This is a genomic window from Microcoleus sp. D3_18_C4 (genome assembly GCF_036702355.1).
GTDB lineage: Bacteria > Cyanobacteriota > Cyanobacteriia > Cyanobacteriales > Microcoleaceae > Microcoleus.
In genome coordinates, this window is sequence record NZ_JAUBTF010000038.1 from 19,856 (window position 1) to 41,238 (window position 21,383).

Sequence of the window (21,383 nt, forward strand, 5' to 3'; positions counted from 1 at the left end):
TGAGAGTTGGTAGGGCGATGTTTCAGAATCGACCCCACCCACTTTTACCCAAATTAAATCAGGGTAATGTCAGCAGCCGTAATGCCCGGTCTGCCATTCAGAATTGCCAGCGTAACTACTCCGCCAGCAGTACCAACACCGTTAGAGTCATATCCTAGTCGTCCAGTTTCATTTTCATAAAAGACGAACGGCTCTGTCGCGCCCGCCCCGGCTGGACCAAAAGTGCCGTTGTAAGTCCCACTCTCAAGCGGCAAGAACGCCTTCGAAGAAATTCGATTCGTATTATCCAGTACCCTCAAGTTGGGGAAGCCGTTGGAGCCATTGATTTGGAAGATAAACTTGTCTTGGCCACTCGTAAAATCGCCGATTTGGTCTGTGTCAGTACCCACGGCGCCCTCGCCGAAGTTGTTGTAGTAGAAGCTGTCATTACCCGATCCGCCAATCAGCGTGTCAGCACCAGGCCCCCCGCCGAGAGAGTCGTTACCGTCGCCGCCGATCAAATAGTCTTTTCCAAAACCGCCCAGCAAGGTGTCGTTTCCAGCACCGGCATTTAAGGTATCGTCCCCGGCTCCTCCAGCGGCGTCGGTAGCATTGGATGAGTCGCCGAACAGGATGTCATCCCCGTTACCAGTAGTGATCACATCAGTGCCGTTGCCACCAATAATGAAGTTGCTGCCTAAGGTATCGCTAATCAAGTTTGGCGCTGTAAGACCGGTAAAGCTGACGCCGCTAGCGTAGGAGATGAAGTCGTTACCCGCAACGTTGCCAATCACGCGATCGCGATTGCTGCCAAAGATGATGGTGTCACTTCCCTCGCCACCGTTCATGAGGTTGGTGACGGTGAAGCTGCTGCCAGTAGTAGGATTGGTGTAGCCAATTAACAGATCGCCGCCCAGACCGCCTTCGAGAGTAATCAAAGCAGTACCAGTACCAGCAAAAATGGCCTTGGTAGCATCGATAGTATCGTTGCCATCTCCACCGGCTGCGTTAGTAAAGGTACCGCTCAGGCTGTCGTTGCCTTCACCGCCGACCATTGTATCCGTCGCAAAAGCTGCAACGATCGTGTCATTGCCTACTCCGCCGTCGAGCAAGTTGCGACCCGCGAAGCCGGGAAATGAACTCTGGGCGCCTCCGCTCAAAGTTAGATTCGATACCCTGGATGACTCGATGAAGTCGTCGCCTGCACCTCCCAAAGCGGTATCCTGCGTGGCAAAAACCCTGATCGTGTCGTTGCCCTCGCCGCCCTCAAAGAAGTTTCTGCCGGCTTCAAACTCGCCGATCGCCCCGGTGAGAGAATCGTTGCCGCCACCACCAATCAAGGTGGTTCTCTCAATGCCGATCGTAATGACGCTGCCCTGAGCAAACGGGCTTGTCTGGGTACGGTTGGTAATGAATAAGATGTCGTCGTCCAGATCGCCCGACAGGTAGCTGTTGCTGGCCACACCTCTTAGGGTGTCGTTGCCTTTACCGCCAAAGAGACTGTCTCTTACATTGATACCTACAACCAAGTCGTCGCCCAAATCACCCCGCAAGTAGTTGCTGCCTTCATTGCCAGCGAAGCCTCCGGTTAGGGGAAGACCGAGGTTGTTGCCACCCCCTGCGATGAAGAAGCCGATCGAGTCATTGTCCTTACCGCCGTAGAGGGAATCTGCTCTCTGGGCCCCTCCCAGCATCGTATCTGCGCCCTCATTACCAAACATGAGGTTAGCTTCGACAGTACCTTGGATCAAGTCTTCTCCCAAACCGCCGTACAGGCTAGCGCGGGCTTCAGCGATCATGGTGTCATTGCCGGAGTCGCCAAATAGCAAAGCCGGAGTCCGCTGAGATCTGATTGAATCTTCGTCGTCGCCGCCGTATATGGTATCGTTCGGGCCAACTGAAATCAGAGTATCGTTATCGCCTTGGCCAAATATTAAGCTGCCGCCCAGGGTGGAAGTTCTAATGAAATCCGCCCCCTCTCCGGCGAATACTGTATCCGGGCCTAGCCCCGGAAGGTTTAAATCTAGTTGATTAGAATTGTCATCTAACGTTGTCATAAAGCTTCACTCCTCTACTTGTTGGTCATCGCTGGTGCGACTACAGACACTGCCTAGAACACCGAATGTTTGGATTCCGCTGTAGTTTAACCTGTTTGCCAGCCGCAAGTCTAGCCTACTGGCGTTAACCCTGTCTAGACTTTCTCCCTCGCGGATTTTTTGCTTGTAAGCTTTTATTTTCAAAGTCTTCACCCTTTAATAATCCTGGTGCACTGTCTCAGGTGCTCACGCTCAAGAAGACGCGGCTCATATTCTTAATGTTCCATTCTGGATTGGCGGTCGGGGATCGCGTCCGGATGAGGAAATTAAAGATTAAAAAAGGCGGATCTGGGTGATCGGGAAGACAAGGAAAATTGGGAGATTTTTACTTGGTAACAAGGCTTTGTGGCAATTTCCGGTTTTCCAGGCAGGGCCGTCATTTAATAATTCTGGCCCGGATTGAACTCGGTACCGCTCCGGGCTTTAAAAGTCTACGCCCCGCTTTAGTTCTACGCCCCGATCGCCGTAGTGTTTGTGACAGTATACCTCGGAGTGTACGCTTGCCAAGTCAAAGTAAGCGTGGGGTTTGTGGCAGCGCCCGGTGATAATGATTTCTGTATCCCGCGGCTTGCGTAGCAGGGCTTCGACGATCGGCTCTACCGGCAGCAGTTCTAAGTCTACTGTGGGATTGAGTTCGTCGAGAATAATCGTTTTGTACCAGCCGCTGGCGATCGCACATTTGGCGATTTCCCAGCCGCGTTCTGCTTCGATGCAGTCTAGCTCTTGCTGTTGCCCCCGCCAAACTATAGCATCTCGGCCGCACCGCTGGTGGTCTACTAGCTGCGGGTAGCTTTGTCGCAAAGCTGCGATCGCCGCATCTTCTGTATAACCTGTGCCACCTTTCAGCCACTGCACGATTAACACCCGGTGAGATTGGTCTTGACTGATACCCCTACCTATTGCCTGCAAAGCTTTGCCCAAAGCGCTCGTAGACTTGCCTTTCCCCGCTCCAGTGTATATTTCGATACCGGAAATATGATGCTCTGCCGCTGCGGGGTGATAGTGGGGCTTCATTTCTGAGTGTAAGTCGGCAATCTCCAGCAAAGCTTCCGGGGCCGCTCGGCCTGTGGCGATGACTTCTAAATATTCTGGTTTGTTTTTGAGGGTTTGGACTACTTCGTCAACTGGCAGCAAACCCAAGTCCAATACAGGGTTTAGTTCGTCTAGTACCACGACGGAATAGAGCTCGCTGGCGATCGCTCCTTTGGCGATATCCCAGCCTCGCTGAGCTTCGGCGCGATCGAAGCGGGTGATTGCTTCGGCCCCAAAATATTCGGCTCTGCCGGTACGCACTTGGTCGATCAAATGGGGAAATGCCCGTTGCAAGGCTTCTATTGCCCCGTCTTCGTCGTAGGAGCGGCCGGGGCCTTTGAGAAAGCGCAGCAACAAAACTCGCGTGGGCGAGTCAGAATTGATACCCAGCCCGATCGACCGCAACACTACTCCCAAAGCTGCCTGAGACTTGCCTTTACCAGCGCCGTCGTAGACGTGAATCTGACCCGCGGCGCGTTCCGACCGGGATGAGGCTGTCCGAATACCAATGCCATTCCTTACCATAATCAGCAGTTGTTTGAGTCTGTTGCGGGGTGGGTATTCGATCGCGCGCCTTGAATGTTTAATTTTTCCATTCTTTTGGCGGATCTCAACAGATTATACGATAACTTCTAACCCCCAATCTTTTAAGCAGCGATCAAACGCAATCAGGTGCTCAAACCTCCGGTTAAGATTATTCCGTTTGTGCTGTACAATTAAAATTTAACACGGACTGATATACCTAAAGGCTTATGATTGCGAGTGTTTTCCCATTTCGGACTGTTTTGGTGCAAATTTTAATTATGTTTTTGGCGATCGCGATCGAATCGTGGTTTTTGCAAAAACTACTTAAACTCGGCCCCAAAACCAGCATTGAATATACAGCCATCCTCAATCTATCTTGTACTTGCGTAGGCTGGTTAGTTTTCTTCGGCATTGAAAGCGTTCTTAGCAAAGAATTGCGGGAACAGCTTATCGGTTATATTTTATTAGGACGTGGGGATAATGTTTACGCTCCAATAACTATGATAGCACTCTCAGTATTAGCAGTAACGTTTGTAGCTAAATGGCAGGGATTAGAATTCATAGACAACATGGTTTCCGGCAATAAAAAAGCTGCCAAACCTCAGTTTTTAGGGCCACCCACCCTCACCCGCCGTCCTCCCAAAAAAACTTTTCAAGTAACTACCCAGTTTGGGGGAATTTTAATCGCCCACACTGTTAGCAATCTCGTTATTTTAACCGTGTTGTTTTTGCAAAGCGTCTATTGAAATTTATGATGAAGCAATTTTTAGATGTCACTCAGCAACTCACTAAGCTGACGAACAACCTTTGGGAAACCAATAAAAAAATCCAAAAGGCGATGATTCCGCCTAAAGTTGTTCACTGGAAGACTCCTTTACTACTCAGCATCTTTTTAGCTTTGCTGACAGTGGCGGCAGTCACTGACTGGCGGACGAGAACTCTGCTTTTTGATATGAGTTGGTTATTTTTTACACTTTCAATGGGTTTGCTGACCAGCCAGCAACCTTTTGTGATTAAAGGAGTAAGTCTGAGTCCGTGGGTGACAAGCATCTTAATTGGCTTGTGGTTACTGATAAGATTGCCGTCGGATAGGAAGGAAATAGCATGGATAGCTGGCCCACTTATAGCAGTAGTAGTTCTGGCGACAATAGAGATTTGGAATAGCGAGTCAAAACGGGAAGGTATCAGGTCGTTGGTGCGCCCTCAGTTTTTGATGATTACTCTAGTTCACCTGCTGTTTTCCTGTTGGTTTGCTTTTCACTTTTTAATTCAAGGTTGGATACAACAGTATCCGAGCGTTTTATCTCAGGATTTGAGGCAAAGCGATTATGTGGTGACATTTCAACAGCCAACTATTAATCGCTCCCGAGGAGTTGTCATCCTCAATGAAATGGAGCGATACCTGCGAAATGAAGCCCGCACAAAACCGTGGGCGCAAGTAGAGCAAATGTTAATAGATATTGACAACGAGCGATTTTTTCTGCGGAATCAAGCCTTAAAAACAACTGGGGTAGTCGCAGAAGATGCGAGGTGGGATGTCAAAACTTCGATCGTCCAAGGAGATTCCCGCTATCAGTTAGAGATGCAGGCAACTTGGCTGGGGCTGGTTTTTAGACCGGAAATATATTCGTTTACCAAATCTTGCGAGGTGTTCAATATAGGCAATAGGGCGACTGTAACCTGCGATGCGATCAAACGCTCTCAACCCGGACAGAAAAAAGATGGAACGGCGGGGGACAGCCAAGTTTGATTCTGTCTCTGTTAACTAATTGCGATCGGTATAGCGGGAGAGTAGGAGGGTCTAAGAGTGGGAGCTTCTGAGAGGCGGAGATGGAAAAAATCCTCTTTCTTCCCTCTTCCCTCTTCCCTCTTCCCTCTTCCTTAAACTAAAGTATGGCGAAAGTTTCCAGTGGGTTAATAACTAGATGAATTTGAGAAGAATCTTGACAGTCGCGACCAATGTATTTTGGGAAGTAATTCGCGATCGCATCCTTTACTTAATTATTATTTTTGCTCTGTTGATGGGCGCCTCGGTACGGTTGATACCGGAATTGGCGGCGACAACCGAAAAGAAAATTATCTTAGATATCGGTTTAGCTGCTATGAGCATTCTCGGTCTAATTGCCACAGTTTTTGTGGCTACCGGATTGGTCAACAAAGAAATTGAAAAGCGCACTGTTTATCTGTTAGTTGCTAAGCCGATAAGTCGGGCTGAGTTAATTGTGGGCAAGCACTTAGGGCTGTCGGCCGTGCTGGCGGTGCTTGTAGGGGCAATGACGGTTATCTATCTGGCTATTCTGAGTTTGAGCCGCATTCCTTTCCCTTTGGAAAGCATTTTAATCGCTTCGTTGTTTGTCTGGTTTGAGCTGTGTCTGATGGCTGGTGTCGGGATTTTATTTGGAGTTTTTAGCAGTTCGCTGTTGGCAACTTTACTGACATTTGGCGTTTATTTGATGGGACATTCGACGCGGGATTTAGTGGCTTTGGGCAAGTTAACTAAAAATCCTGGCATTGAACAATTGATGATGGGACTTTATCTGGTTTTGCCGGATTTAGCCAGATTCAATTTGAGAAACGATGCTGTTTACGGACAAGTTCCTTACTTGGCAGGTTTGATTACAGATGCTGGCTACGGTTTGCTGTATGTGGTGCTGCTGCTGTCAATTGCGATCGCCATATTTTCCCGCCGGGAATTTTAAAGCGCGCATTCCGCACCTTTAGGGTAATGGTTTGTAGTGAAGACTAAAATCCTCACTACAAACAATTTTATTATCGACTTAAAGCGCTAAGATATAGAGAAGGTTATCGATCGCCAATTTCGACTAAAACTCAAACTTTTATTGGTAAAATGAGGTGACTTATGACTACTATAATTCACAAACCGATATCCCCGCTCAAGATTACTTGGCCACTGCTACCCGATGATTTCATCCTACCAGACGACCCTGTAGACGATATAGACCATCCCTTGCTAGCTAACGGTTTGCGCCAGTCTGTAGTGGATTCCCCGGAACTAATGCAAGACGCACTAATAGTTTCTAATTTTGCTTTGTGTGCTGCTGTGGACGATCGCACTATTTGCAAAGCCCCAGACTGGATGTACGTGCAGCCGGTTCAAAAGAGGCCTCACAACTATCCCCGCCGCAGTTACACGCCTCATACCGAAGGAACAGTTCCTTTTGTAGTGATGGAATTTCTATCAGCTACTTACGGCGACGAATACTCTGTCGAACACACAGAAGAAATCGGCAAGTGGTTTTTTTACGAACAAGTAATCAAAGTTCCTCGCTATGTCATTTTTCGGCCGCATACAGGCCGAATAGAAGTTTATGCGCTGGAATCCGAGCGTTATGAAAATCAAAATCCTGATGAAAACGGCCGTTATTTAATACCTGGATTAAATCTATTTTTGGGAGTGTGGCAGGGAACTCGCGAAGGTAGAACGGGATATTGGCTGCGCTGGTGGACGGAGGGCGGAGAACTGCTTTTGTGGCCGGAAGAAAGGGCAGAAAATGAACGCCAGCGAGCCGATCGCCAACAGCAAGACAAAGAGTTAGTCGAAACGCTGCTGGAACAGGAAAGACAGCGAAATCAAGAGCTTTTGGCTCGATTGGCAGCCCTCGGTCTCGATCCCGAATAGCATTAGAAGTCTGAGGGAAGTCGGAAGAATGAACAGGTTCGAGGGAAGAAGGGAAACCGATCGAAATATGCTGTCTTCATCCTTCTTTCTTGAGTTTACTGTCTTACTTATATGTTGGTAAAACAAGGTGAAATTATGTTAACAGAAAAACTTGAAGAATTAAAAAATATTTTCGCAGAGATGGAACGGGCTTTGATTGCCTACTCCGGCGGAATTGACAGCACTTTGGTAGCAAAAATCGCTTTTGATGTATTGGGCGATCGCGCTTTGGCAGTGACGGCTGTTTCGCCGTCTTTACTGCCCGAGGATTTAGAAGATGCGCGCATTCAAGCAGCAGAAATTGGCATTGCCCATCAGGAAGTAGAAACTCAGGAAATGGCAAATCCCAATTACACTTCTAACCCAGTTAACCGCTGCTATTTCTGCAAAAGCGAACTGCATGATACTTTGAAACCTCTAGCACTAGCAAAGGGTTATCCTTATGTGGTTGATGGGGTTAATGGTGACGATTTAAAGGATTACCGTCCCGGAATTCAGGCTGCGAAGGAACGCGGCGCGCGATCGCCTTTAGCAGAAGTAGGCATGAGTAAATTGGAAGTGCGGCAGTTGGCAAAAGAATTGGGTTTGCCTTGGTGGGACAAACCGGCTCAACCGTGTTTGAGTTCGCGCTTTCCTTACGGCGAAGAAATCACCGTTGGAAAGTTGCAAAGAGTGGGGCGCGCCGAACGGTATTTGCGCCAGTTGGGACTGAAAAATTTGCGAGTGCGATCGGACGGAGATACGGCCCGCATTGAGTTACCAGCAGAGGAGATTAAGCAGTTTGTGTTAAATGCGGATTTGCCTGCATTAGTCGCGGTGTTTCAAGAGTTTGGTTTTGTTTACGCGACTTTGGATTTGGAGGGGTTTCGCAGTGGCAAATTAAATCAGGTTTTGCAGCCGCAGTTGTTGCAGGCAAAAGGTTGATTAATTTTCCCGAATACAAAAAATTTCTCATGATTGATGTAGTTTGGGAAATGGACAAAGGGGAACCATGGCAATCGAACCTTTATAGTGGCGTTGCTTAATCAGGGTATGAAAAAAATAACTTTAAAATCCCAAAGCTTTGTGGATACTCGTTTCTATGACGGTCATATTTAGCGTTTCATACCGTAAATCAGCAACGCCTAGGATGTTTGCCGTAGATTTGGGATGTGCCATGTAATAGCAAATCCGGTTTTAATACCCCCTTTATTTCTTAATCCCCCTTGATATCCTTTCCGGTTACACTCATACATGATGTTGACGGTTGACTGTTGACTGTTGACGCCGTGAACAGTCAACAGTCAACCGTCAACAGTCAACAGTCAACTCGAATTTACTATTCCGATGCTAACGGATTTGATATGACTCGGACTTCGTTTGACAAGCGAATTTCTTGATAGTACAATCCCCCGAATTTATCCGTGGCGTCAATCCAAAATCTAAACTCTAAAATCTAAAATCGAATGACTCTATGCAGCGGTTTCAACCGCCGATTCATAAAGAGGGTGGCTAACTTTCAACGCCCGAGTCTGATCAAGGAGTAGTTGGCTGAATTTGCTGTGGCTGCATTTGCTGCTGCTGATTTTGGAGCAGAAGTTGCTGCTCCTGGATCTCGATTTGCCGATTCTCAAGATCTATTTGCCGCTGTCTGTCTTCGAGTTGCAGTCTTCTGTCTTCAAGTTGCAGTCTTCTATCTTCTTCTTGCCGCAGTCTGTCTTCACGTTGTAGCTCTCTGTCTAGCAGTCTGTCTTGACGTTGCTCTTGTCTGTCTTGACGTTGTTCGCGAAGCTGTCTGAGCTGATTTCGCCGCTCGAAATCTCCTCCCAAAAATAAGTTTTGAAAAGCGTTGATAGTTGCTTGAAACCCAGTAAAAACGCCGCTAACAGCGCTGATCCCATTTGCAACTCCTGTTATTGGCTGCAAAAAACTGTTGATATTGTCTCCTACCCTAGCATAGCCCGATCGCGCTACCAGAATCACATCGTCGTTGCGGAGAGTGGGGTTATTATTAGGATTCAACCCTTGAGCAAAATCCACCTCAATCGTGCGACGAGAAACAGTACCGTTGGGGTTCAAACGCAATAGTTCTACTCTGTCTTTTTTAGCCCGCAATTGATTGAAACTGCCTGCAGTCAGCAAAGCTTGGTGCAGGGATGTACTAGGCCGCACCTGCAAAGCCCCAGGCCTAATTACTTCTCCTACAATATTGATGCTAATCGCGTTCGGCGAAAAACTGCTATTTGCGACTTGAGAAACTTCAGCTAAGTCTACGGTAGCTGCTGTCGGGATAATTACGCTATCTCCTTCTTGCAGCAAAATATCTTGAGTTGCGTCGCCTTTTTGCAGCAAATCCCACAGATTTACCATGATAGTTTGTTCATTGCCACCTCTGACTCGGCGGCGGATTTGCACGCGGCGAATGTCAGCTTCTGTAGTGATACCACCAGCAATTTTCAATGCTCTAGTTATTGTTGGTAAGCCTACAACTGCTCCTTGCTGTTGGTCGATAGCTACAAAACTCAACTCTGTTTGTTGGTTGCTCGATCGCACATCCGAAGCAAATACAGTATAAGGCCCCGGCCGGTTTACTTCCCCGACAATTACCACACCAATTGGTTTAGTAATATCAGCGGAAAAATTAGCACTGGCTCTTTGACGAACTTCTTGAGTATTCAGGGCCCTTGCTGTCGGTACAAAAATTGTATCTCCATCTCGAATCGTGACATCTTGACGCAAATTTCCCGTGTCTAAAAAATCCTGCAAATCAACATTAGTAACTTGCTCCGGCCCGCCTCTGTTGGAACGACGAATTTGGACATTTCGCATATCTCCTGCTGATGTCACCCCTTGTGCAAGTTGCAGCATTTCCATCAAAGTCGGGAATTTTACTCCTCCTCCTTCTCTAGTGGGATTAATCTTGTAGGAACCCGGGCGAGTAACTTCACCCGCAAGGCCTATATTTAGGGGGCGAGCGACGATCACAGTTACGGTAACAACGGGAACATTGATGAAGGGTTCGTATCGCTGGGTAATCACATTAGCGGCTTGTTGCAGCGTCAACCCTTGAATTGAGACGCTGCGAATAATTGGCAAATTGAGCGTCCCATCAACTAACACTTGATATTCTCTGCTGAATTCAGGGACGCCGAAGATATCTAAAGCAATGCGATCGCCCGGGCCTAAAGTATAAGCTGCTTCTGGTGTCAGCGAACCAGAATTGCCGATCGGCGGCAAACTCGAACCCGGAGGTGGCGGCGGTACTCTCGGTTGGTTTGGGTTCCTAGCGGGCGCAGGATTTCTGACGGCAGGTAACTGAGCTCTACTGGGCAGCGAACTCAATAGCACCAGGAGTGCTGACAAACTCAGACTTGTAGCGGTTTGAATGGTATGTTTCATCTTTCTTCCCTGGTTGCAGCCTGCCAATGAACAAGAGCAATTTAGCTAGTGGATTTTAGTTTATTTTCCCTGCTGTCCAGTGTAGCCTCGCTGTGCTGCAAAATCCACAGGTGCAAGCATAAAAATTGTGCGATCGTACTTAACTATTTTGTGCCTTGTTTGTAAAGAAAGTGTAAAGCCCGCCAACTGTTGTCAGGATTAATATCTCGTTTGAGCAAAATTATTCATACATAAGTCCGCATACAAATCAACCCGCCACAGAAAGGAGATAGGAAAAAACCACCCTGATTTGAGGTAAAATATTAGATAATTCTATCTGCAGGACAAAGACAAGTGTCACTAAAATTGGATAAAGTAATTCCCTGGGGGCGCTGCTTGGATGAATACATAGGAATGTTTAGCTTGACCTCAAGTGACCTCAAGCTAGCAATTCTTGATTGTGCGGGCGGCCCGGCGAGTTTCAATGCCGAAATGACTCGCCAAGGTAAAAAGGTAATTTCTTGCGATCCAGTTTATCAGTTTAGTGCGGTGGAAATTGGCGATCGCATCCAAGAAACATATCAAACTGTAATTGACGGTGTTAAAGCCAATTTAGACGGCTACCTGTGGAACAATTTTGAATCGCCGTACCAGCTAGGCGAAGTGCGAATGAAGGCGATGCAGGAATTTTTAGAAGATTTTCCATCAGGCTTACAGCAAGGCCGCTACATAAATGCTGAGCTGCCAGTTTTGCCTTTCGAGAACGGTCAATTCGATTTAGCTTTGTGCAGCCATTTCTTATTTGCTTATTCTCACCTGCTTTCCGAAGAATTTCATCGGTCAGCAATTTCAGAAATGTGTCGGGTTGCGAAAGAAGTCCGAGTCTTCCCTCTATTGCAGAGTTTTAGCGGGGAGGAATCAGATCACTTAAACCCGACGATGGCAGAATTGAAAAAGAGAAGTTTTAGTGTAGAAATTCAAGAGGCTCCTTATGAGTTTCAAAAAGGCGGGAATAAGATGCTGCGAATTAGCAAAAAAAGCTCAGTCTAAAAGTCAGCCTAACTTATTATGCTGTTATCGAAACCAAATAACAGCCATTGATTCGCCAACTATTATCAAACTGTTTTTCCATGAGATAAATGGCTCGGATTGGGATGCCTTCCGAGTCCAGCAACAGCACTGGCTGAGCGGGAATTCCTTCTACGGTGGCGAGGTTTTCAAATAATACCGAGCGCGGACGGTATACAGCTTCATAGGCAATTTTTACCATGTGCATAAAGTTTTCGGCTGTGCGAAACTGCTGCTGAATTCCGGGACTGGCGAAGGCAAAAGCCCCAGCAGCATCGTCTTTTTGAAAGGCTTGTAGTTGCTGTTCTACGACTGAGCGAATGGTAGCGGGATCACTTTCACTGATGAGCATATTTTTAATAATTTGTCAAGAGATGGGAGTGTCGAATAGTTACTATTATAGCGCTCCCACTTAAAGGCGATTTTGTTGCGGGATGGCTGGGAAGCTGTCAGGGCGATCGGGGTTTATTTAAACCCTCAGCGCACTACAGACATTAGTGGTAAAATTGGTTAAAGACTGTAAGAATTGTCAAAATGCTAAGCAGCGCCACATTGAGGAAAACAGGGTCAGGGTGGGAATTTGCAAATGAAGAAGCGTTAGAGGATTTTGTCGAAGTTCACTTGCAAAGTTTGCTTGGTTTGACAGTCATCAAGCGGCAATTCACTGTCAACGAGCAAAGATGCGATATTATAGCGGTGGACGAGAATCAACGGTTAGTTGTGCTGGAGTTGAAAAACGGCGAAGATAGATATGTCGTTCAGCAGTTAACCCGTTATTACGATGCTTTGTTGGAACACAAACCTTTTGGCGATCGCGTGGATTACGCTCAACCCGTTCGCTTAATAGCAATTACGCCAAAATTTCACAGGGATAATTTTACAGACAGGAAGTATCACGGGCTATTTTTTCAGTTTTTGCAATTTGCGATCGTTCCTGACGGAGAAAAATTATATTTACACTTTAAAGATGTAGATACCGAACATATTGCACGAGTAGAGATTACATATCAAGAAAGAGAAAGTACAGAGGACATACCCAGTCCACCCAAAGCACTTTTGAAACTTTTAAGTAATTGCGAGCTTAGTCAACAGCAAGAAATATTAAAAACTAGGCAGAAAGTTCTCTGTTTTGATAAGCGGATGGAAGAAGTTGTGTCTGCTGGCAGTATCAAGTATGGAAATGGAAATAGTAAAAATAGTAAATTCTGCGCTGAGTTGTGTTCGGATAGTAAAGGAAGTATAATCTTATTTCTGTGGTTGCCCTTAAAAGGTCTGACAGGTAAAACTATTGGCCGAGCAAGAATCTGGACAGATTGGGATGGCAATGCTTTGATAGAGGGCTACGTGTCAAGCGGAATTGGTGCTAAAGTTAGCTCTAACAAGAAGGTAATAGCTACTCAAACAGAAAAAGTAAAGCTAAACATAACAAATATCCAACAGTGGCAACAAAATTATAGATATACTTATTTTAATGAAAAAAACTTGATAGAGTATATTAACAGCGCCATTAAAATCATTAAAAACTCTGCAATTTCTAAAATTTTTACTTATGAAGAGATGAAGTATATAGATTTAGCTAAGGATGTAAAAAATGTTTTTATAAAAATGAACATTGCCCAGCGATATCCGAACATCTTAGAAACTATAGACGAGTTAGACAAGCGCGCCTGTAAATTTAGTTCAGCTCAATTAATTGATTTAGCCCTGCAAAAATGGCTGGAAAGACTTTAAGGGGAAAAATCCGATCGCGCCCCATCACCCCTTACCCAATCCATCATCCATCTGCGTCTATCTGCGTGCATCTGCGGTTAAAAAAATCTCATCAATAGCTTCGCAACAAATCAAATCAACAAACTTTGATATAATATTACATCAAGAAGCCAAACTCAAACCAACTCATGCCACAAACAGTCTGGATCGCACGACACGGAAACCGCATCGACTTCGTTAACCCCGACTGGTTTCTTACCGCCGAACGCCGCTACGATCCTCACCTTTCCGAAGACGGTCACGTTCAAGCTAAACAACTAGCCAATCGCCTCAAAGGTGAAGGAATTTCTCATATTTTTGCTTCCCCTTTTCTGCGAACTGTCCAAACAGCAAATCACGCGGCAGAAGCTCTCGATTTGTCAATTAAACTAGAGTGGGGACTGTGTGAATGGCTGAATCCGGAATGGATGACAGAAATGCCGGAAACTGAGTCTGTTGAAGCTTTGTGCAGGCGTTTTCCCCGGATTGATGCTTCCTATAAAGGCGGTATTGCTAATTATCCCGAAACCGTGGAAGCTTGTTTCAAAAGGGCGGGGGAAACTGCTAAACGCCTCGTGGCTGAGTTTCCCGAAGATATGTTATTAGTAGGTCACGGTGCGTCGGTTTTAGGAACTGCGATCGGGCTGGCGGGCGGTGCGGAAACGGAAATTAATGCTTCTCTGTGCTGTTTGGTAAAAGTGGTGCGGGGTGAGGGACAATGGTCGATCGCACTTAATGGCGATACTTCTCACCTGACTGACTCTGAAACCGTGATCCGGTTTAATTAAAGTTGAGATTCGTGCCAAAAATCGCATTTTATGCTATGTGTGTAAGGTGCGCGGCAGAAGAGCACCCTACGTTAATCTGATTAGTCCGAATCTGGGTGTTATTGTTTAATCTCGATCGCACATTTTAAATCGAAAATCTTAAATCGGTATGGCAGGACACAGTAAGTGGGCGAATATTAAACGCCAAAAAGCTAGAGTTGATGCCGTTAAAGGCAAGGTTTTTGCTAGAATATCTCGCGAAATTATTGTCGCGGCCCGCAGCGGAGTTCCCGATCCCGCTGGCAATTTTCAACTGCGGACGGCTATTGAAAAAGCCAAGGCGGCGGATATTCCTAATGAAAACATAGAAAGGGCGATCGCCAAAGGTGCCGGCTTGGCCGGGGGAAGTTCGGAATTAGAAGCTATTCGCTACGAAGGTTACGGCGTTGGCGGGGTTGCTATTCTAATTGAAGCGCTGACAGACAACCGCAACCGCACAGCGGCTGACTTGCGAGAAGCTTTTACTAAAAATGGTGGCAACTTGGGCGAAACTGGTTGTGTGGGCTGGATGTTTGACAACAAAGGAGTTTGTACGGTACGCGGCCCGATTGATGAGGAACAATTGTTTGAAGCGTCGCTAGAGGCGGCTGCGGAATCTTATGATTTGATATTAATTGATGAGGATACTGAAGGTGCAGAGGTATTTACCAGCGTGGCTAATTTGGAACAACTGGCGGATGTTTTGAAACAAAAAAGTTTTGCAGTTTTGCAGTCGGAAAATCGCTGGATTCCGAGCAATACAGTGGAAATAGACAGTCCGGAAAAAGCTCGATCGCTCCTTAAGTTAATGGATGCACTGGAAGATTTGGACGACGTGCAAAGCGTCACGGCGAATTTTGAAATGACAGATGAATTGATGTCTTTGAGTATGGTGTAACGCTCTAAATCACCAGATTTTGGCCATCCGCAAGACAAATCCCGGTAACTCTGGATCGCCGCTGACTGTTTCAGGATTATCTAAGATTTCAGGTTCGCGATCCGGACGGTAGATGTAGACTTTTCTATTTTTGCGATCGAGCAAAAAGCCGAGCGATACACCGTTCTCAATATATTCTTGCATCTTGTTTTGCAATCCCTTGAGAGTGTCACTAGCAGACCGCAATTCAATCACAAAGTCTGGACAAATCGGTGCGAATGAGGCTTTTTCTTCTTCAGTTAAGGTATTCCAGCGCTCTAGTTTAATCCATGAGGCATCGGGAGATCGGGTTGCTCCATTCGGCAAGGTAAAGCCTGCACTCGAGTCAAACGCTTCACCTGTGCCATCTTGTTCTGCCCAGTTCCCCAATTGTAGGGCAATCTTACCGTTTCGATTCCCTGTATCTGAAAAGGCTGGTGACATAATGATAACTTCCCCACTGGCTGTACGCTCAATTCTCAAATCGCGATTAACTATACAGAATTCATAGAACTGTTCAACAGTCATCGATTGGATCGCAGGGAAATTGACCGTCAGTGGGACGCTTTCGGTTTGAATTAGCAGCGTCGTCATGGTTTTTCCTTTTTTTGGTGCAGGGGTGATAAAATGCCTTGAGCTTATCATATCTTAGCTTGGCGATCGCAAGTCTTAGTCGATCGGGGAATCGGAGGCTTGTATCCGTTTTGGGGCGGTGTCAATAATCTTTTTTCCCAGTTAGCAAATAAGTAACCATGTATCCCTTGCCCTTGATTTGGATGGCGCCGCGCTTCTGAAAAGTATATTTATCTTTTAATATCTCGTAGGTTTCGGCGGTGACTTGAATGCAGCCGGTAATCCCGTGGGATTCCATGCGCGAAGCAATATTTACTGTGTCGCCCCAGAGGTCGTAAATAAACTTTTTTAAGCCGATGACGCCGGCAACGACAGGGCCACTGCTAATCCCGATCCGAATGCTGAAAGGTTCCGAATGTTCTAAACTGAGGAGCCGAATTTCGTGCAACATATCGATCGCCATGTTCGCAACCGCCTCGGCGTGATCCTCTCGGGCCGTAGGCAAACCGCCGACAACCATGTAAGCGTCACCAATAGTCTTAATTTTCTCCAAACCGTGGCGATCGGCCAAGTGGTCAAAAGCCGAAAAAATATCGTTGAGCACTTCCACCACCGCCGTCGCTGAAATTCTCGACGAAAGCTCTGTAAACCCCACAATGTCGGCAAACATCACAGTTACTTCCGCAAAACTTTCGGCGATATTGTGTTCATTGTCCTTCAAACGCAGGGCGATCGCTGCGGGCAAAACGTTCAGCAGCAATTGCTCGGATTTAGCTTGTTCGAGTTCCAACTGTAGGTAAGCAGCCTGCAACTGTTCGGCTTGGCGAATTCTTTCTCCGGCTAGCTTTTCGATTTGGGCGGTGCGACTCAAAGATGTCAGCATATATGTCACCGGAATCAGAGTCCACAGCATCCCCATCGTCAGAGTTCCCCAAGAGCGCCAGTGCTTGCGAAGCCTGCGAATTTCCGGCGTTGCCGACACGTACATAGACCACTGGCGGCCGCTAATTTTCAGCCGCCTTCTGCAAGCTGTATAGTTCGGGCCTGGATTGTCAAGAATCGGGCAGTTTTGCATCAGGGATCGGTCAGCAGTGGCTGATGCTGGAAGCACTTGTTGGCTCGCGGATTGGAACTGCACCGCAAATTGCTGAATTTGCCTCTCAGCAGGGAGATTTTTGAGAACCGGGTTGGCCGTTTGGGGTAATAGCGAGGGTGCTTGTTGCTTGTCTGGAGCCTCGCTAACGAGATAAATATTGAGGTAGTCGGTATTGCGTCCTTTTAAAGAGGTTTGGAAAATATCTTTGCCTCGAAATACGCCCAGAACAAATCCTTGTAGCAGTTGGCGACGGGATTCCAGGGTAGTCGGTTTACTGCTGTTTTCGTAAATCGGAACTATTGCCAAAAGACCTAGTTCCGGGGAAGTGCCCTGAGTTAAGCCGATGTAGTTGGTGACAATCATTTCTCCTGTATCGCGTCCTCGATCGAGCGCGGCGCGGATTTCTGGGTGGGAGGCGAGGTCAAAGCCTAATGCTGTCTCGTTTCCGGCTGGTGGTTCGACGTAGAAAGCCGGGAAGTATTCGGAACGCTGGAGGGCCTTGCGGAGTTCTCCTCGCGGGCCACGCTCTGTAATCTCGAAGCTGGGGTCGGTTTCGGTTCTAGCTTTGGTTTCGTAGTTGCGCCGCTCGGAATTGGGGACGCGGGGGGCCCAAGCCAAAAGTTGCAGGCTAGGGTGGACGGATAGGGGACGGGCGACAAACCGGGCAAAAGAGGAACGCTCGACGGTGCTGAAGGCTTTCATGTAGTCGCTGAGGGCGAGAACAGTATCTAAGTCGGAGTTGAGCTGGCGTTCGATGCCGATCGAAATATCGTCAATGCGGCGGTGCATTTCGTAGTCGCGGCGCTTGTCTTCCCAGTCCCAAACCAAGGCGAATGTCAAAACCGACAGCCCGACACCCAAAGCCAGCGTCAACCCGGCTGGAATGTAGCGAGACCAGGATAAAGGTAGTTTTTTCAGCATAATTGCCTAGCGAATAAGGGCAGCAGATTAGCACACCGCTGAGTGCGATTTGTTCCGGCCTCTGAGTGCGGTTAATTCAAAACCCTGATAACTCAAGCACCGACGGCAATTGGGAATTAAAAGTTAGATATTTAAACTTTTAGATTAATGGACGATCGCTCAGCAGGGGATTTCAATCCAGAATTCCGCTCCCTGTCCGGGCGCTGAGATGCACCGCAGGCTTCCCTTATGTTTTTCTACCACAATTTGATGGCTGATGGATAATCCTAAACCAGTTCCAGAGCCTACGGGCTTGGTTGTGAAGAACGGGTCAAATAGCCGCTTGCGAACCTCTTCGCTCATTCCCGGGCCACTGTCGGCGATGCAAATTACCATGCGATCGCAATCACTGAGCTGGGTTTTACTGTGGCTTTTCAACCCAGCTTTTTTCATGAGGGTGCGAATCACGATCGTCCGAGGTTCCGGTTGGTTTTCTAGAGCATCGATCGCATTGCTGATAATATTGAGAAATACCTGGTTTAACTGCCCCGCACAACAGTAAATTTTTGAGATTTTTCCGTATTCTTTAATAATTTCAATCCCGCTTTTTTTACTTGCCTGATGCAATCTGTGCTGCAAAATTAACAGTGTACTGTCAATTCCTTCATGAACGTCTACTAACTTCATTTCTGATTCATCCAGCCGCGAAAAGTTCCGCAGCGACAACACAATATTACTGATTCTTTCTACTCCTACTCTCATAGAATTTAGCATTTTTGGCAAATCTTCCTTCAGAAAATCTAACTCTAAGTCCTTAACTTTTTTAGCAATCTGAGGCCCTGGGGACGGATAGCATTCCTGGTAGAGACTTAACAGTTCAATTAAATCGTGAAAATAGTTGTAAGTATGAGAAATATTGCCGTTAATAAAAGTGGCAGGATTGTTGATTTCGTGGGCAATCCCAGCCACCATCTGACCGAGGCTCGACATTTTTTCGGATTGAACTAATTGGATTTGAGCGTTTTGTAGCTGTTCGTATGCTTCTTGCAATTGGGCGGCTTGTTTTCTTAATTGAGATTCGGAAGCTTGGAGTGCGGCGGCGGAAATTTTGCGATTGGTTATATTTTCAATCATCCCTAAGTTGTAAATAGGTTGTCCTTCACCGTCTCGAATCAAAGTAGCTGTCACGTTTACCCAAACAATTTTACCTGTAGCGGTAATCTGGCGGAGTTCGATTTGATAGTGAGTAATTTCTCCCCGCTCAAGAGAATCAGCAACTTGGAGATTTTTTGGAGAATCTTCGGGATGTCCAAGTTCAATAAATGTTTGGGCAAGCAATTCTGCTGCGGTATATCCCAGCATTTCGCAGTAAGTTTTATTGACTCTCACTAACTTGTTATCATCTAAATTAGCTAAGTAGATAGCGATCGGTGCATCTTCAAAAATTGTGCGAAATAGTTCCTCGCTGGCCCGGACTTGAGCTGCTAGGGAAAGCCTATCGGTGATGTCTTCAAAAGTAGACAAAATGCCGACAACATTGCCGGAATTGTCGTGTAAAGGTATTTTATTTGTATCCAGACAGCACTGGGTGCCGTCGGCTTGCATTTTGGATTCTATGATGTGATATTCTGGGGTGTTGGTTGCCATGATGCGGCGGTCGCAGGCTCGAAAAAATTCTGTTTCTTCCGGCTTCCAAGGCATATCGAAGTCGGTGAGACCGGCGATTTCACTGGGGTGATTGAAACCTGCGACTTTGGCAAAGTTTTTGTTGCCTCCCAAGTAAACTAAATCTCGATCTTTCCAGGCGATTAACTGAGGGATGTTATTGATTACCAACCACAGCATTTTTTGGGATGTTTCCAAGGCTTCCGTGCGTTCTAGGACGCGCTTTTCAAGTTCTTGATTGGCTTGTTGCAGGGCGATTTTTGACTCGCTGAGGGCGATTTCTGCTAGCTTGCGATCGCTGATGTCGATTGTCACCCCCTCCCACAGTATATCGCCGCCCGGTTGCATTTCGGGGCGGGCAATGCCGCGAATCCATTTCACTTTTCCCGATCCGGTTACGATCCGCCCTTCATATATCCAAGGTTTGAGAGTTTTGCCGGAAATTGCGATTGATTCTAATAGATTTTTTAGGTCTTCTGGATGCACCGTTGCCCAAATTAAATCCGAGTTTTGTTCAACTTTTTCTGGCTCTAATTCGTAGAGTTCCCAACAGCCGGAACTCACATAAATGAATTCATTTGAACCGTCGGGATGCAGCAAGTATTGATAAATCATTCCCGGCACGTTGGCGGCCATTTTTTGGAATCTGGCTTCGCTTTGGATCAGTGCTGATTCTGCAAGTTTGCGATCGCTAATGTCAATCAACACGCCATCCCAAATAATGTTATCTTTTTCGCCCTGTTCTGGTCGGGAAGCCCCGCTAATCCACTTAATCCGATCGCCCGGAAAAACAAATCTGCCTTCCCACCGCCAAGGCTCTAAAGTTTTAGCTGAGATAGCAACAGATTCCTGGAAGCTGGGCGCATCGTCTGGATGAATCATTTCGATCGCGGGAATAGCTGAATTTTGCAGTACATCTGGTTCTAATTCCCAGAGCTCCCGGCAGCCGGAACTGACGTAGGGGAATGACATAGTGCCGTCTGCTGCTAACTGAAATTGATAAATCATGCCGGGAACGTTGGCGGCTAGTTTTTGAAACCTCGCTTCGCTTTGCCGTAGTGCTGTTTCTGCTTCTACGCGATCGGTAATATCGTAAAATGCCGATAAAATGGCGGCTTCGCCATTAAAATTAATTGCTCGCATCGACATTTTTACCCAAAACAAACTGCCATTTGCTTTCTTGAGGCAGATTTCTTCGCCGTCGCTAAAGCCGTTTTGTTTGACTAATTCTAGCAATTGAATGTTGTCGTTGATATTGGCATAAAATTCAATTTGTTTTCCACCAACAATTTTTTCGTAACTCAAACCTAAACTTTCACCAAGAGCAGGATTTGCATACAAAATAACGCTGTCTTCTAGGCGCGTAATTAACATGGGAACGGGAGTCGTACTGGCGATAACGCGCAATCTTTCTTCGCTTTCTTCCCTGGCTGTTTCGGCTGCTACTCTTTTGCTAATATCGTTCTGAACTCCGATAAAATGAGTTAATTTTCCCTCATTGTCTAGGATGGGGGAAACCATTAATTCGTTCCAAAAAGGAGTTTTGTCTTTGCGATAATTTTTGAGAACTACCTGAATTTCCGTTCCCGCTTCCAAGCTGCGGCGGAGTTTATTTAATTCGGCATGATCGGTATCGGGGCCCTGCAAAAACCTGCAGTTGCGTCCAATAACTTCTTCGGCACTGTAACCTGTCAGTTTCTCAAAAGCAGGATTGCAGTAGATAATAGGTGTGTCAGGCTTAGTAGCATCCGCTATGAGGATGCTGTTGCTCGACGCTGCGATCGCCCGTTCTAGGAGAGACAGGTTGAAAGAGTCTGTTGTCATCTGTAGCAATATCCAAACTCCTTGGGAGCGGACAGAACAATAGAAAATTATAAATAGCTTGAGCCATTCTTATTCTATAATTTTATTTTTAATTTAGCTTTTTTAACAAAGTCAGCAG

Annotated in this window: 16 protein-coding genes; 9 read left to right on the forward strand and 7 right to left on the reverse strand. The window is 46.6% G+C overall.

Annotated elements, in window-relative coordinates; all coding sequences use genetic code 11:
- Positions 1-53: 53 nt before the first annotated feature.
- Both QUA90_RS18840 and QUA90_RS18845 read right to left on the reverse strand, forming a co-directional pair.
- Positions 54-2,036 carry a calcium-binding protein gene (locus tag QUA90_RS18840; RefSeq protein WP_333447066.1) on the reverse strand — a complete coding sequence of 661 codons (1,983 nt, stop codon included), beginning with the start codon at positions 2,034-2,036 and terminating at the stop codon, positions 54-56.
- A gap of 462 nt (positions 2,037-2,498) precedes the next feature.
- On the reverse strand, positions 2,499-3,632 hold the full coding sequence (locus QUA90_RS18845; RefSeq protein WP_333039380.1) for a cob(I)yrinic acid a,c-diamide adenosyltransferase: 1,134 nt from the start codon (positions 3,630-3,632) through the stop codon (positions 2,499-2,501).
- Positions 3,633-3,859: 227 nt separating this feature from the next.
- Between QUA90_RS18845 and fraC the strand changes: the two genes are divergently transcribed.
- The 5 genes from fraC (at position 3,860) to larE (ending at position 8,235) form a co-directional block, all read left to right on the forward strand.
- Positions 3,860-4,378 carry a filament integrity protein FraC gene (gene fraC / locus QUA90_RS18850; RefSeq protein WP_333227340.1) on the forward strand — a complete coding sequence of 173 codons (519 nt, stop codon included), beginning with the start codon at positions 3,860-3,862 and terminating at the stop codon, positions 4,376-4,378.
- A gap of 5 nt (positions 4,379-4,383) precedes the next feature.
- Positions 4,384-5,382 carry a DUF5357 family protein gene (locus tag QUA90_RS18855; RefSeq protein WP_333331764.1) on the forward strand — a complete coding sequence of 333 codons (999 nt, stop codon included), beginning with the start codon at positions 4,384-4,386 and terminating at the stop codon, positions 5,380-5,382.
- A 175-nt stretch (positions 5,383-5,557) separates the two neighbouring features.
- A complete protein-coding gene (locus QUA90_RS18860; RefSeq protein ID WP_333331766.1) occupies positions 5,558-6,331 on the forward strand; it encodes an ABC transporter permease in 774 nt (257 codons plus the stop codon).
- Between the two features lie 161 nt (positions 6,332-6,492).
- Complete coding sequence (locus tag QUA90_RS18865) at positions 6,493-7,272, forward strand: Uma2 family endonuclease (RefSeq protein WP_333447068.1); 780 nt, start codon at positions 6,493-6,495, stop codon at positions 7,270-7,272.
- Between the two features lie 135 nt (positions 7,273-7,407).
- Positions 7,408-8,235, forward strand: coding sequence for an ATP-dependent sacrificial sulfur transferase LarE (gene larE, locus QUA90_RS18870; protein ID WP_333331772.1), 828 nt, complete (start codon positions 7,408-7,410; stop codon positions 8,233-8,235).
- A 591-nt stretch (positions 8,236-8,826) separates the two neighbouring features.
- On the opposite strand, the gene QUA90_RS18875 is transcribed toward larE, so the two are convergent.
- Entirely contained in the window at positions 8,827-10,689 is a 1,863-nt protein-coding gene (locus QUA90_RS18875) for a polysaccharide biosynthesis/export family protein (RefSeq protein ID WP_333327287.1), read from the reverse strand.
- Between the two features lie 333 nt (positions 10,690-11,022).
- Here QUA90_RS18875 and QUA90_RS18880 point away from each other — a divergent pair, with 333 nt between their 5' ends.
- Positions 11,023-11,718 carry a class I SAM-dependent methyltransferase gene (locus QUA90_RS18880; protein WP_333447070.1) on the forward strand — a complete coding sequence of 232 codons (696 nt, stop codon included), beginning with the start codon at positions 11,023-11,025 and terminating at the stop codon, positions 11,716-11,718.
- 16 nt (positions 11,719-11,734) lie between these two features.
- Here QUA90_RS18880 and QUA90_RS18885 read toward each other — a convergent pair whose 3' ends face one another.
- The gene (locus QUA90_RS18885) at positions 11,735-12,088 is read right to left on the reverse strand and encodes a DUF4864 domain-containing protein (protein ID WP_333447072.1); all 354 of its coding nucleotides are present in this window, start codon (positions 12,086-12,088) and stop codon (positions 11,735-11,737) included.
- Between the two features lie 182 nt (positions 12,089-12,270).
- On the opposite strand from QUA90_RS18885, the gene QUA90_RS18890 reads away from it, so the two are divergent.
- The 3 genes from QUA90_RS18890 (at position 12,271) to QUA90_RS18900 (ending at position 15,189) form a co-directional block, all read left to right on the forward strand.
- Complete coding sequence (locus QUA90_RS18890; RefSeq protein WP_333447075.1) at positions 12,271-13,467, forward strand: endonuclease NucS domain-containing protein; 1,197 nt, start codon at positions 12,271-12,273, stop codon at positions 13,465-13,467.
- 167 nt (positions 13,468-13,634) lie between these two features.
- Positions 13,635-14,273: a histidine phosphatase family protein gene (locus tag QUA90_RS18895; RefSeq protein WP_333447077.1), complete on the forward strand. Its 639-nt coding sequence runs from the start codon at positions 13,635-13,637 to the stop codon at positions 14,271-14,273.
- 148 nt (positions 14,274-14,421) lie between these two features.
- Positions 14,422-15,189: a YebC/PmpR family DNA-binding transcriptional regulator gene (locus QUA90_RS18900; RefSeq protein ID WP_333447079.1), complete on the forward strand. Its 768-nt coding sequence runs from the start codon at positions 14,422-14,424 to the stop codon at positions 15,187-15,189.
- A gap of 9 nt (positions 15,190-15,198) precedes the next feature.
- Here QUA90_RS18900 and QUA90_RS18905 read toward each other — a convergent pair whose 3' ends face one another.
- The 3 genes from QUA90_RS18905 to QUA90_RS18915 form a co-directional block, all read right to left on the reverse strand.
- A complete protein-coding gene (locus QUA90_RS18905) occupies positions 15,199-15,801 on the reverse strand; it encodes a Uma2 family endonuclease (RefSeq protein WP_333447081.1) in 603 nt (200 codons plus the stop codon).
- A 121-nt stretch (positions 15,802-15,922) separates the two neighbouring features.
- Positions 15,923-17,797: an adenylate/guanylate cyclase domain-containing protein gene (locus QUA90_RS18910; protein WP_333383762.1), complete on the reverse strand. Its 1,875-nt coding sequence runs from the start codon at positions 17,795-17,797 to the stop codon at positions 15,923-15,925.
- Positions 17,798-17,956: 159 nt separating this feature from the next.
- Positions 17,957-21,265, reverse strand: a complete 3,309-nt coding sequence (locus QUA90_RS18915) for a PAS domain S-box protein (RefSeq protein WP_333447083.1) — start codon at positions 21,263-21,265, stop codon at positions 17,957-17,959.
- Between the last annotated feature and the right edge of the window lie 118 nt (positions 21,266-21,383).

Excerpts from the sequence above, each read along its gene's own strand:
- QUA90_RS18900 (WP_333447079.1), top strand. The coding sequence starts at position 14,422 with ATGGCAGGACACAGTAAGTGGGCGAATATTAAACGCCAAAAAGCTAGA.
- QUA90_RS18840 (WP_333447066.1), bottom strand. The coding sequence starts at position 2,036 with ATGACAACGTTAGATGACAATTCTAATCAACTAGATTTAAACCTTCCG.
- QUA90_RS18860 (WP_333331766.1), top strand. The coding sequence starts at position 5,558 with ATGAATTTGAGAAGAATCTTGACAGTCGCGACCAATGTATTTTGGGAA.
- QUA90_RS18845 (WP_333039380.1), bottom strand. The coding sequence starts at position 3,632 with ATGGTAAGGAATGGCATTGGTATTCGGACAGCCTCATCCCGGTCGGAA.
- QUA90_RS18875 (WP_333327287.1), bottom strand. The coding sequence starts at position 10,689 with ATGAAACATACCATTCAAACCGCTACAAGTCTGAGTTTGTCAGCACTC.
- QUA90_RS18905 (WP_333447081.1), bottom strand. The coding sequence starts at position 15,801 with ATGACGACGCTGCTAATTCAAACCGAAAGCGTCCCACTGACGGTCAAT.
- QUA90_RS18890 (WP_333447075.1), top strand. The coding sequence starts at position 12,271 with ATGCTAAGCAGCGCCACATTGAGGAAAACAGGGTCAGGGTGGGAATTT.
- QUA90_RS18855 (WP_333331764.1), top strand. The coding sequence starts at position 4,384 with ATGATGAAGCAATTTTTAGATGTCACTCAGCAACTCACTAAGCTGACG.
- larE (WP_333331772.1), top strand. The coding sequence starts at position 7,408 with ATGTTAACAGAAAAACTTGAAGAATTAAAAAATATTTTCGCAGAGATG.
- QUA90_RS18910 (WP_333383762.1), bottom strand. The coding sequence starts at position 17,797 with ATGCTGAAAAAACTACCTTTATCCTGGTCTCGCTACATTCCAGCCGGG.
- QUA90_RS18885 (WP_333447072.1), bottom strand. The coding sequence starts at position 12,088 with ATGCTCATCAGTGAAAGTGATCCCGCTACCATTCGCTCAGTCGTAGAA.
- QUA90_RS18915 (WP_333447083.1), bottom strand. The coding sequence starts at position 21,265 with ATGACAACAGACTCTTTCAACCTGTCTCTCCTAGAACGGGCGATCGCA.
- QUA90_RS18865 (WP_333447068.1), top strand. The coding sequence starts at position 6,493 with ATGACTACTATAATTCACAAACCGATATCCCCGCTCAAGATTACTTGG.
- fraC (WP_333227340.1), top strand. The coding sequence starts at position 3,860 with ATGATTGCGAGTGTTTTCCCATTTCGGACTGTTTTGGTGCAAATTTTA.
- QUA90_RS18895 (WP_333447077.1), top strand. The coding sequence starts at position 13,635 with ATGCCACAAACAGTCTGGATCGCACGACACGGAAACCGCATCGACTTC.